The following is an 11,335-nucleotide window of genomic DNA, read 5'->3' as shown; positions in this document are numbered from 1 at the left end:
GATTGTTTATGGTGGGCGGGTACGAACGCGCCGGGGGGGGGGAGGGGGCGGCCCCCCCCCCCCCCCCCCCGGGTCCCCCCCCCCCCCCCCCTCGCCGGTCACCGGCTACGCATCGCTGGCCGGCTCGGCCGCCGGGTGGAAGTTGAGGCGTTCGCGGACGACCGGGAAGCCGGCTCTGGTGAAGTGGGCCGCCATGGGGAAGTTGCCCCGGTCCGTGGCTCCGGTGACGAACTCCGCGCCCCGCTCCACCAGGAAGTGGGTGCACTCCGCGAGGAGGTCGTAGGCGTAGCCGTGCCCGCGCTGTTCCGGGAGGACCCCGATGAAGCCGACGGTCGGGCCGGAGGGGTTGTGGGCCGGGATGTGGATGCCGGCCAGTTCGCCCTCCGGCGTGTGCGCGAGCTGCCACCACTCCCGTGGGGAGGGGCACCAGTGGAAGAAGTCGAGTTCCTCCTGGGCCGCCTGGTCCAAGCCGCCCTCCGCGACGGCCCGTCGCGCGTGGGCGTCCAGGGTGACGGAGTGGATGCGGCGCAACGCGTCGAAGAACACCGCGTCGTCGGGTTCGCCGCGGAAGCGCAGACGTCCGGGCCGCTCGGGCAGGCCCCGCTGCGGGGTCCAGCGGTACAGGAAGCGTTCCACCAGGAGTGCGTACCCGGCGGCCCGCGCGGCGGCGAAGCGGGTCTCGGCGGCGGCCCGCAGGTGGGGTTCCTCCCGCCAGCCACCGGGCAGGTTGATCTCCAGCTCGACCTGCCGGGGGGCGGAGCGCAGGAGCGCGGCCCCGGCCTCCTCCTCGCCCTCGGCCACGTCGAACCAGTTGATGTTGACGGGCTCCGCGTCGTCGGGGCCGCCCCACCAGGCGCCGCGTGCGACGACCTCGCCGTCGCGCAGGGCGACGCGCTTCCAGTCGGGGCGGAAGCGGGTGAGTCGATGGGCCTCGCGGGCGCCGAGCGGGTCGGGGAGCGCGTCGAAGAGGGGGGCGTCGCTCGCGGAGAGCGTGCGGATGACCGGATCGGTCATGGGTTCCTCCGGGAAAAGGGCTGTGCGGAGCGCTCCCGGTCAGAACGGACGAACCACGCCGGGACAGCGGAAGAGGGAGCGCGGGATGGGTGTGAACTGCACGGCACTCGCCTCCTTCCGTCGGTCTCAGGGCGTCGGGCCACACGGTATGCGCTCTTGTACGGGCCCGTCCACGGGATTTCCGGCTGTGTACGGGCGTACGCAGTGATGTGTACCCTCGTACACATGCCCTACGTACTGCTCGCCGCCGCCATCGCCGCCGAGGTGGCCGGGACCACCGCCATGAAGTACAGCGACGGCTTCACCCGGCTGTGGCCCTCGCTCGGGACCCTGCTCGGCTACGTCATCGCCTTCACCCTGCTGGCGCAGACGCTGAAGAGCATGTCGGTCGGGACGGCGTACGCGATATGGGCCGGGGTCGGCACCGCCGCCATCGCCGCGATCGGCATGGTCTTCATGGGCGAACCGGCGACGGCCGCGAAGATCGCCGGGATCGCGCTGGTCATCGGCGGGGTGGTCCTGCTGAACATGGGCGGTGCGCACTGATGGCGGCGGGCGCGCGCCGCCACGACCCCGAGCGCAGGCAGCGGATCATCGACGCGGCGATCCGGGTCGTGGGCGACAAGGGGATCGCCGGGCTGACGCACCGCAGCGCGGCCGCGGCGGCGGACGTACCGCTCGGCTCGACGACCTACCACTTCACGACCCTGGACGAGCTCCTGGTCGCGGCCCTGCGCCAGGCCAACGAGGGCTTCGCACGGGCCCTGGCCGACAGCCCCGCCCTGGCCGATCCGACGGCCGACCTGGCGGCCGCGCTGGCCCGGGTGCTGGGGGAGGCCCTGGCCGCGGACCGGGGGCGGGTGGAGCTGGAGTACGAGCTCTACCTGGCCGCCCTGCGCCGCCCCGCGCTGCGGCCGGTGGCCGCGCAGTGGGGCGAGGCGGTCACGGGGATCCTCGCGGAGCGCACGGATCCGGTGACGGCGCGGGCGCTGGTGGCGGCCTTGGACGGGATCGGCCTCCAGGTGCTCCTGACGGGCTCCGACTACGACGAGGCGTACGCCCGCGAGGTCCTCGCCCGGGTCCTGCGACCGACGACCGGCTGACCGCGGTGCGTCGCGGGGGGAGGGGCGCGGTGCCGGGGTGCGCGGTACGTGCCCCGGCGCGGGGTCAGGAAGCCGGGCGCACCGCGGCGAGGGCCGCCGAGACGCTCGCCTCGATGTCCGTGATCGGGTAGATCGCCTCGACCACCGTCCGGTCCCGGGCCACCACCAGGGTCAGCCGCTTCAGCCGGCTCACCCCCGCGGCCCGGAAGGTCGGCAGCCGTAGCGCCGCCACCAGGGACAGCCCCGCGTCCGACAGCAGCGGGAAGCGCAGCCCCTCGGCCTCGGCGAACTCCCGCTGCTCGTCCGGTCGCTGGGTCGAGACGCCGTGCACCGTCGCCCCGGCCGCCGTGAACTGCGCCAGCTGGTCGCGGTAGGTGCACGACTCCAGCGTGCAGCCCTTCGCCCCCGGGATCCCGGCCCAGCCGGGCGGGTAGGACTCGGCGCGGGCGTAGGCGCCGGGGAAGCAGTACAGGACGGTGTACGGGCTGTCCGCGACCGGGTCGCGCAGGTCCCCGGCGGCGTCGGGCAGCAGCAGCTCCGGCACCCGCGTGCCCTTCAGCGCATGCACCCGCGCCGCCTCCCGCGAAGCCTCTTCGGTGGTCGCCGTCATCTCTCCCTCTCCCAGGATCCAGGCGTCCCCCCAGTCCTGGAGGGCCACCAGTACCGGCAGCAGCGCCCGCCCGCGCGGGGTGAGCCGGTACTCGTGCCGCACCGGACGTTCCTGGTACGGCTCGCGCGTCAGCACGTCCGCCTCGACGAGCAGCCGCAGTCGCTCGGTCAGCACCTTGCGGGACATGCCGAGCTCCCGCTGGAACGCGTCGAAGCGGGCGACGCCGCGCGCGGCGTCGCGCACGATCAGCAGCGTCCACCAGTCGCCCACGACGTCGAGGGCCTGGGCGATGGCGCAGTCGGCGTCGCCGAGCTGGGTGCGCTGGGCCATGGGAACTCCTTCGTCCGTTGACCCGAGGCTGTCATGCTGACATAGTCCGTTCCCAAAAGGAACTAACTCGATGAGGCCTGGGGGCGGACATGTTGCGGGGATTCAAGGACGTGCCGCGCGCGGTGTGGCTCCTGGCGGTGGGGGTGTTCGTCAACGCCGTCGTCAGCTTCACCTTCGTCTTCGTCTTCCTCTACCTGACCGGCCCGCGCGGACTCGCGGTCACCGAAGCCGGCCTGGCCACCGGAGCCGGCGGCATCGGCCTGGTCGCCGGGAACTTCACCGGCGGCTGGTACGGCGACCGCTTCGGCCACCGCCGGGTGCTGCTGGCCGCCTCCGGACTCGGCGGGCTCGTCCTGATGGCCTTTCCGCTGCTGCCCACCCCACTGCTGTTCGGCGCCCTGCCCCTGGCCCAGTACGCCTCCGGAGTGGTCCGCGCCGCCAACTCCGCGCTGGTCGCGGTGACCGTCCCCGAAGGTTCCCGCCGCCAGGCCTACGCCGTCGTGCGCAGCGCCTCCAACGGCGGCTTCGCCATCGGCCCGCCGCTCGGCGCCCTGGTCGCCACCGGGATCTCGTACGACTGGCTCTTCGTCGGCGACGGCCTCGGCACCCTCTTCTTCGCCCTGTGGACCGCCCGGGCCGTGCCGGCCCGCGGCGCCGCCCGCTCCGCCGCGGCCCGGGACGGGGGTCCGGGCCGCGGCGGCCTCTGGTCGCAGCTGCGCGCGCGGCCCACCGTGCTCCTGCTGCTCGGCGCGATCCTGGTCGTCGACCTCGTCTACCGGCAGCAGTACTCCGCCTTCCCCGTCTTCCTCGCCGACCACGGCTTCGACGCCCGCGTCTTCGGCTTCGCCGTCGCCCTCAACGGCGCCGTCGTCCTGCTGCTGGAGATGCCCGCCGCCGTCGCCCTGCGCGCCCGCCCGCCGCTGCGCGTCATCGGCGCCGGACTGCTCCTGGTGGGGGCGGGGTACGCGGCGCTGATCCCGGGCGCCGGCGTGGCCGGCGCGGTCGCCATGATGCTGCTGCTGAGCGTCGGCGAGATCCTGTACAAGACCACCGCGACGGCCTACGTCGCGGACCGGGCCCCCGAACACGCCGTCGGCCGCTTCCAGAGCCTGTACGCCGGCGTCTCGGTCAGCGGCGTGGTGCTCGGCCCGCCGCTGGGCGGAGCGCTGTACGACGCCGCGCCCGGCCTGCTGTGGCCGTTGTGCGCCCTGCTCGCGGGCGGCGCGGGGGCGGCCGTCCTGTACGCGTCCGCGCAGGGCGAGCGACCGCGCCGGCGCGCCGGGGCGGCGCGCGCCGCGACCGGCACGTGAGACCCGCGCCGCGACCGGCACATGAGACCGGTTCGCTCCGGCGGGCCGTCGCCGGTTAGGTTTCGGGCATGACTGCTACGCGTACCACCGGCGCCGTCGCCGCCGGACTTGCCACCCTCACCGCCGACGGCACCGTCCTCGACACCTGGTTCCCCGCCCCCCAGCTGGTCGCCGAGCCCGGCCCGGCCGGCACCGAGCGCCTCACCGCCGAACAGGCCGTGGAACTGCTGGGCGCCACCGCGCCCAAGGCGATCCGCCAGGACGCGGTCCGCGGCGTCGAGGTCGTAGCGGTCCGCACCGTGATCTCCTCCCTGGACGACAAGCCGCTGGACGCGCACGACGCGTACCTGCGCCTGCACCTGCTCAGCCACCGCCTCGTCAAGCCGCACGGTCAGAACCTGGACGGCCTCTTCGGCCTGCTGGCCAACGTCGCCTGGACCTCGCTCGGCCCGGTCGCCGTCGACCAGGTGGAGACCGTACGGCTGAACGCGCGCGCCGAGGGCCTGCACCTCCAGGTCACCTCGATCGACAAGTTCCCGCGGATGACGGACTACGTCGCCCCCAAGGGCGTGCGCATCGCCGACGCCGACCGCGTCCGCCTCGGCGCGCACCTCGCCGAGGGCACCACCGTCATGCACGAGGGCTTCGTCAACTTCAACGCGGGCACCCTCGGCACCTCCATGGTCGAGGGCCGCATCTCCGCGGGCGTCGTGGTCGGCGACGGCACAGACATCGGCGGCGGCGCGTCCACGATGGGCACCCTGTCCGGCGGCGGCAAGCAGATCATCTCGATCGGCGAGCGCTCCCTGGTCGGTGCCGAGGCGGGCGTCGGCATCGCGCTGGGCGACGAGTGCGTCGTCGAGGCGGGCCTGTACGTGACCGCGGGCACCCGCGTGACCCTCCCGGACGGTCAGATCGTCAAGGCGCTGGAGCTCTCGGGCGCCAACAACATCCTCTTCCGCCGCAACTCGGTCACCGGCGCCGTCGAGGCCCGCCCGAACAACGCGGTCTGGGGCGGCCTCAACGAGGTCCTGCACAGCCACAACTGACGCACGTAACGCGAAGCGGCCCCCGGAAGGACTTCCGGGGGCCGCTTCGCGTTACGTGCGTGCGCGCGTCAGTGCAGCGGGATCGTGCGGACCAGGCCCGCGAAGGCCTGCTGCTCCGCCTCGGTCAGCTCGACGCGTTCCAGGGGGTGGGCACTGGAATCGCGCTGGGCCGGGATCACCGCGAGCCCCTCGAAGGCGCCCGGTTCCGGGTGGTGGAACCGACTGTCGAACATCATGTGGCCGAGGCCGAGGATCCAGACGAAGGCGGCCACGAGCAGGACGGCGATGCCGATTTCCTGCGCGAGGGAGATGGAGGGGAACACGCGGTCCTCCAAGGATGCGGGGTACAAGATCGGGCGTGGGGATACTCAACACGACAAATCGCGGATTGAGTAGGGGTGTGGCCAGTATCACGCCAGGGCCGAAAGTCCCGACCTGGTGGGTGGAGGGCCCGTTTCGACCGGCTCTCCAGGGCCCGCCCGGCCCCCCGAGCCCCGAGCGCGCGACAGGGGGCCCGGCCGGGACGGCGGCCGGGCCCCCTGCGGATCACGGGGTGTGCGTCAGCTGACGCGGGTCATGCGACGCGGGTCACGCGATGCCGGTCACGCGACGCGGTTCACGGGCGGAAGCGCAGCACCTGCGGGTCGTGGTCGCTGTTCTGCGCCGAGAACTCGGCGTTGATGTGCACGCTGTCGTACGTGAAGCCCTTGACCGCCGGGCTGGTCAGGATCTGGTCCAGCACCTGGGCGTTGCCCTGGTAGACGTACGAGTAGCGCTCCGCCTTCGGCAGCGACTGGATCGCCGGGTACAGCGCCCCGCCGTCCGTCAGCCCGGCCGTGGTGCCCGAGAAGTCGAAGTCGTTGATGTCGCCGACCGCGAGGACCTTCGCGTCCTTCTGCGTGGCCAGCAGGCTCTTGACGAAGCCGTTCACGGCCTGCGCCTGGAGCAGCCGCTTGGCCTCCGAGGAGCGCACGGGCGGCTGGTGCACCGAGGTCAGGCCCTCGTCGCCGCCCTTCGAGGAGAAGTGGTTGGCGATCACGAAGACCGTCTTGCCCTGGAAGACGAACTCGCCCGCCAGCGGCTTGCGGCTGTCCGCCCACGCCGCGTTCGACGGGTCGATCCGGCCGGGGGAGTGGGTCAGGGCCGCCTGGCCCTGGTCGCCCGTGGTCACGGCGGTCGCGGTGACCGCGTCACCCGGGGCGCGGTCGGTGAAGGAGACGCGCAGCGGGTTGAAGAGGAAGACCTGGCGGATGTTGCCGCCGGGCTCGCCGCCGTCCTTGTTGTTCTCCGGGTTGATCGTGCGCCACTGGTACGCCGGGCCGCCCGCGGCGGTGATGGCCGCGGTGAACTTCGTCAGCGTCTGCTCGGCGGAGACCGTGCCGTCGTTCTTGGCGCCGTTGTCGTCCTGGATCTCCTCCAGGGCGAGGACGTCGGGGGAGGCGAGGTTCTCGACGACGGCCTTCGCCAGGTTGTCGAACTTCGTCTGCGGGTCGCTCGGGTCGAGGTTCTCGACGTTGTACGTCGCCACCGCGAGCTGGTCCGCGGCCTGGGGCTTGGTCTTCTCGGGGGCGAGCGTGCCCTTCGTGACCTTGCCGAGGGTGCGGGCCACCAGCGTGTAGCCGCCGAACTGGTTGAAGTCCAGGGGGCCTTCGGTGGGGCCGGTCAGCCGGTCGCCGACGTTCGCCACGGGGAAGGGCTGGGTGGCGACGGGGGCGAGCTGCTGGATCTGGAGCCGGCCGGTGTTCTGGGACTCGTACGAACCGTAGAGCGTGCCGCCGCGCTTGAGGGTGTTCTCCCAGCCCTTCACCGTGACCCACAGCTCCGAGTACGGGTCGGTCGCGCCGACCACGCGGGAGGTGGCGATCTTGACGTTCATGCCCTCCAGCGACTCGTAGAAGTCGAGCGCGTAGCGCGAGGGGTCCAGGGTCAGCGCGTTGATGCTGCCGGCCGCGGCCGGGTCGCCCGCCGGGGCGTACTCGGCCGGGACCGAGTACTCGTTGATGGAGACGGCGGCGGGGAGCGCGTTGCCGGAGGAGACCACGGTCACGACCGGCTTGGTGATCTGGGTGACCGACTGGTTGCCGGAGGACGCGCCACCGGGGACGTACTCGCCGACCGTGCCCGAGACCTTCACCGCGTCGCCGACGGCGACGGTCGGCGCGGAGCCGGTGAAGACGAAGACGCCTTCGCTCGTCGCGTCGTTGTCGTCCGCGTCGGGGTCCTGGATCCAGAATCCGCGCGATCCGTAGGTGCGGACGCCCGTCACGATTCCGGTGACATCGGCGACCGCCTTGCCGTTCAGCGGCGATATGCGGGTGGTGCCCTGGATGTCGTGGATGCGTACCGCGTCGGCGCTCGCGCCGCTTTCGGCGGCATCGGCGGACCCGGCGAGCAGACCGGTGGCCAGAGCGGTGGCCACGAGGGCCGCGACGGCGGCAGAACGGGGATGCGAGGAGCGCATGGGCAGGAACTCCGGTGTGTGGGTGGGTGGAGCGGAGCGGTCGCGCGATCGGTCCGGGGCCCGGGTGGGACGCCGAACAGGTCCACGCAGATATCTACGCGCGTCAATTTCGTTCCTGGCCAGCGACGTTGTCAAGGCCTCCAGGGAATACGGCAGCCGACTGTGGGATGAACCAAAGGCGATGGCCCCCGGGGAGCGGCCCCGATGCGTCTACGCTGGTGAGCGCTGTCACACAGTTCACACGAGGAGAACCACCCCATGTCCGCTGAGGCGCACCCCACGTTGCCGCCGGTCCGGCTGCACTCCGAGGCCGAACTGGCGCGCGACGCCCTCGCCGCACCGCTGTTCGCCCGCGCCGTCCGCCTGGCCCGTTGGACCGCCCCCGGCACCCCCGTCGGCTCCGGCGGCGAACTCCTGTCCGACCGGCTGCCCGAGGCGGTGCGGCTGCTCGGCTTCGAGGGCGACGAGGACGGGGCGGCGTACGCGAGCGAGGCCTGGCGGGTGGCGGTGGACACCGGCCTCGTCGAGGTGACGGACATCGAGGACCTGGCCGACGACGGTGGTGAGGGGCGGGGTGAGGGCCTCGCGGAGGGGCCGGCCGAGGGCCTCGCCGCAGACCGGGCCGAGCCGGACGCGGCGGACCTGGCCGACGGCGACGGGGTCTTCGGGGTCGCCGGGCCGGGCGAGGACCTGGCCCTGGTGACCGGCGGCGCGCCCGGCGACGTACTGGACCTGTGGCTCGCCGCGCTCGACGCGGTGCTCGCGGACGCGGCCGTGCCCGACCTCGACGACCTCGTGGACGCCCTCGACTCCGGCGGCGAGATCGACTTCACCCGGCTCGACTGGAACCCGCAGCGCGAGGCCGACTTCCTCGACGGGGTGCTCGCCAACCTGTACCTGCTGACCGTCGCGGAGGGCGGCGCCACCGACACGCCCGTGCCGCTGCCCGTCCTGGCCGCTTCGATGGTCGTGCCCGACGGCATGGTCGAGCCCACGAACGAGGTGTTGGAGCAGGTCTCGGACGCGATGATGCGCCTGGACGACCAGTTCCGGCAGCTGGAGCCGATCGGGCTGGTCGACTTCCGTCCGGTCGACGAGGAGCTGATGGCCGAAGCGGACGACGAGGAGCTGCTCCCCGCCTCCGACGACCTCGACGACGAGGACGTCTCCCGCTACGGCATGGTCCGGCTGACCCCGCTCGGCCTGTACGGGATCCGCGCCCGCATGCGGGAGGCCGGGGTCGAGGCGCCCGCCATCGGAGACCTGGCCGACAAGGGCGCGGACGCGCTGCTCGACGCCGTCTCCGGCTACCCCGAGGGCGCCGCGCAGGCCGAGATCGAGCGGTGGATCGAGGGCCGCGAACTGTCCGAGGCCGTGGGCGAACTGCTCGCCGCCGCGCGCGGCGGCGACCCCGGCGGACCGCTGCGGCGGCTGCGCTGCCAGCAGGCCCTCGCCCTCGCCGGACCGGCCGCCGAACCGGTGATCAGGGCGGTCCTGGACGACGCCGAACTCGGCGGGCTCGCCCGGGTCTGGCTCGCCGAGCGCGGCGCGACCGACGTCCCGGCCCCTTCCGAAGCCATGGTCTTCTGGCTGACCGTCGACACGATCGCGGCGCAGCTCGCCGAGGGTGTCGAATCCGGCGAACTGCCCGCATTGATGGCTAACCTGACGGCACATCACACCGGCTTCTTCGACGCGGCGTGGCGGGTGGAGCACCCGTACACGGCGCAGGTGCTGGAGGCGATGGGGCGGCTCCACCCGGATCGCAAGTCGGCGAAGGAGGCCCGCAAGGCGGCCTTCAAGGCGCGTTCGCGGCAGTCCTCCGGGGCGTAACGCGCCGTTCCTGGTCGGGAGTCGGCCAATCGGCGGCGAACAAGGGGACCACTCCTCTTGGTGGGGAAGTCAGCCGCCGTTCACACGGGGGCGCAATTCTGGCCCCGCCGACCGCACGATTCGAGCCCACTCCCGAGCCTGGAGACCCCATGCCGCTCAGCCGTAGAGACTTCACCGCCCGCACCGTCCTCGCCGGAGCGGGCGTCGCGCTCACCGGTACGGTCGGGGCCCTCGCCACCGCCCCCGGAGCCCTCGCCGCCGAGGACACCGACCGCCAGGACGAGCGCGGCCGCCCGGGACGGCAGCCCGGATACGGCCCGCTCGTCCCGGACCCGAACGGACTGCTGGCCCTGCCGGCCGGGTTCTCGTACCGCGTGATCACCCGCACCGGCGTGACGAAGCTGGATTCCGGGGAGAGCACCCCGTCCAACCACGACGGCACGGCCGCCTTCGAGGGCCACCGCGGGGTCACCCTGCTGGTCAACAACCACGAGCTGAAGGGGAAGCGGGCCGACTGGCCCCACCCCGTCCCGCTGACCGAGGGCCTCGTCTACGACCCGGCGGCGGCCGGCGGTTGCACGGTCGTCGAGGTACGGCGCGGCGGCGAGGTCGCCGAATGGGTCGGCGTCGCCGGTACCTCGACCAACTGCGCGGGCGGGGCCACCCCCTGGGACACCTGGCTGACCTGCGAGGAGACCGAGGACCTGGCGGGCAAGAACGGGATGACCAAGGACCACGGCTACGTCTTCGAGGTCGACCCGCACGACCGCCGTGCCAACCGCGACCCGCGCCCGGTGAAGGCATTCGGCCGCTACGCCCACGAGGCCGTGGTGATCGACCCGCGCAGCGGCCACGCCTACCTGACCGAGGACGCCTCGAACCCCAACGGGCTGCTGTACCGCTGGACCCCGCCCCAGGGCTTCCGGCACGGGCGCGGCAAGCTGCGGACGCTCGCGGCCGACGCGGGCGTGCTGGCGGCGGCCAAGTGCTTCGACAAGGCCGGGCAGTTCGTGGACGACCTCTCGCGCGCCACCACGGTCGGCACCGTGTACGGGGTGGACTGGGCGGAGGTCACCGACCGCGACGCGCGCACGCTCTCGGTGCGCAAGCAGTTCGCGCCGGGCGCGGTGACCCGGGCGCGGAAGCTGGAGGGCATGTGGTGGGCCGACGGGGGGACGTACTTCGTCTCCTCCTACGCCCGCACGGAGAGCCCGGGCGCGGCGCACGACGGGCAGGTGTGGTTCTACGACCCGAAGCGGCGCACGATGAAGCTGGTCGTGATCCTCGGTGTGAACACCGACCCGACGGTGGACGGCCCGCTCGACGGCCCCGACAACATCACGGTCTCGCCGTACGGCGGCCTGATCATCGCGGAGGACGGCAGCGGCCTCCAGCACCTCTTCGGAGCGACGGAGGAGGGGCGCACCTACCCGCTGGCGCGCAACGAGCTGAACATCGGCAGCGCCACGGAGCCCGAGTACTCGGAGTTCACGGGCGTCTGCTTCTCCCCGGACGGGCGGACCCTCTTCGCCAACATCCAGGACCCGGGCATCATGCTGGCGATCACCGGGCCGTGGCGCCGTAAGCACTGACGCGGGGACGCGGGGCCCTGTCCGGAGCCGGCG

At 73.0% G+C, this 11,335-nt stretch carries 10 protein-coding genes; 6 read left to right on the top strand and 4 right to left on the bottom strand.

Features of this window, described 5'->3' with window-relative positions:
* Window positions 1–105: 105 nt before the first annotated feature.
* Window positions 106–1,014, bottom strand: coding sequence for a GNAT family N-acetyltransferase (locus tag ACZ4UB_RS31330; protein ID WP_468075369.1), 909 nt, complete (start codon window positions 1,012–1,014; stop codon window positions 106–108).
* Window positions 1,015–1,239: 225 nt separating this feature from the next.
* Between ACZ4UB_RS31330 and ACZ4UB_RS31325 the strand changes: the two genes are divergently transcribed.
* Window positions 1,240–1,560 carry a DMT family transporter gene (locus tag ACZ4UB_RS31325; protein ID WP_354382216.1) on the top strand — a complete coding sequence of 107 codons (321 nt, stop codon included), beginning with the start codon at window positions 1,240–1,242 and terminating at the stop codon, window positions 1,558–1,560.
* The gene (locus tag ACZ4UB_RS31320) at window positions 1,560–2,117 is read left to right on the top strand and encodes a TetR/AcrR family transcriptional regulator (protein WP_468075367.1); all 558 of its coding nucleotides are present in this window, start codon (window positions 1,560–1,562) and stop codon (window positions 2,115–2,117) included. The genes ACZ4UB_RS31325 and ACZ4UB_RS31320 overlap by 1 nt, the downstream gene beginning before the upstream one ends.
* Window positions 2,118–2,181: 64 nt before the next feature.
* Here the strand turns inward: ACZ4UB_RS31320 and ACZ4UB_RS31315 are convergent, their stop codons facing one another.
* Window positions 2,182–3,057 (bottom strand): winged helix-turn-helix transcriptional regulator, encoded by an 876-nt coding sequence (locus ACZ4UB_RS31315; RefSeq protein WP_468075365.1) that lies wholly within the window; start codon window positions 3,055–3,057, stop codon window positions 2,182–2,184.
* Between the two features lie 89 nt (window positions 3,058–3,146).
* On the opposite strand from ACZ4UB_RS31315, the gene ACZ4UB_RS31310 reads away from it, so the two are divergent.
* Window positions 3,147–4,367, top strand: coding sequence for an MFS transporter (locus ACZ4UB_RS31310; RefSeq protein WP_468075363.1), 1,221 nt, complete (start codon window positions 3,147–3,149; stop codon window positions 4,365–4,367).
* A gap of 68 nt (window positions 4,368–4,435) precedes the next feature.
* A complete protein-coding gene (dapD, locus tag ACZ4UB_RS31305) occupies window positions 4,436–5,416 on the top strand; it encodes a 2,3,4,5-tetrahydropyridine-2,6-dicarboxylate N-succinyltransferase (RefSeq protein WP_354382220.1) in 981 nt (326 codons plus the stop codon).
* 68 nt (window positions 5,417–5,484) lie between these two features.
* Here the strand turns inward: dapD and ACZ4UB_RS31300 are convergent, their stop codons facing one another.
* Together ACZ4UB_RS31300 and ACZ4UB_RS31295 are read right to left on the bottom strand one after the other, a co-directional pair.
* Window positions 5,485–5,739 (bottom strand): hypothetical protein, encoded by a 255-nt coding sequence (locus ACZ4UB_RS31300; RefSeq protein WP_354382221.1) that lies wholly within the window; start codon window positions 5,737–5,739, stop codon window positions 5,485–5,487.
* Window positions 5,740–6,032: 293 nt separating this feature from the next.
* Complete coding sequence (locus ACZ4UB_RS31295) at window positions 6,033–7,877, bottom strand: endonuclease/exonuclease/phosphatase family protein (protein ID WP_468075361.1); 1,845 nt, start codon at window positions 7,875–7,877, stop codon at window positions 6,033–6,035.
* A gap of 258 nt (window positions 7,878–8,135) precedes the next feature.
* On the opposite strand from ACZ4UB_RS31295, the gene ACZ4UB_RS31290 reads away from it, so the two are divergent.
* Both ACZ4UB_RS31290 and ACZ4UB_RS31285 read left to right on the top strand, forming a co-directional pair.
* On the top strand, window positions 8,136–9,710 hold the full coding sequence (locus ACZ4UB_RS31290; RefSeq protein WP_468075359.1) for a hypothetical protein: 1,575 nt from the start codon (window positions 8,136–8,138) through the stop codon (window positions 9,708–9,710).
* 149 nt (window positions 9,711–9,859) lie between these two features.
* Window positions 9,860–11,302: an alkaline phosphatase PhoX gene (locus ACZ4UB_RS31285; RefSeq protein ID WP_468075357.1), complete on the top strand. Its 1,443-nt coding sequence runs from the start codon at window positions 9,860–9,862 to the stop codon at window positions 11,300–11,302.
* Window positions 11,303–11,335 lie beyond the last annotated feature (33 nt).

The organism is Streptomyces sp. NPDC028419, from assembly GCF_055565515.1.
The sequence above is the reverse complement of the archived record's forward strand: the minus strand, read 5'-3'. Positions and strand labels throughout refer to the sequence as shown.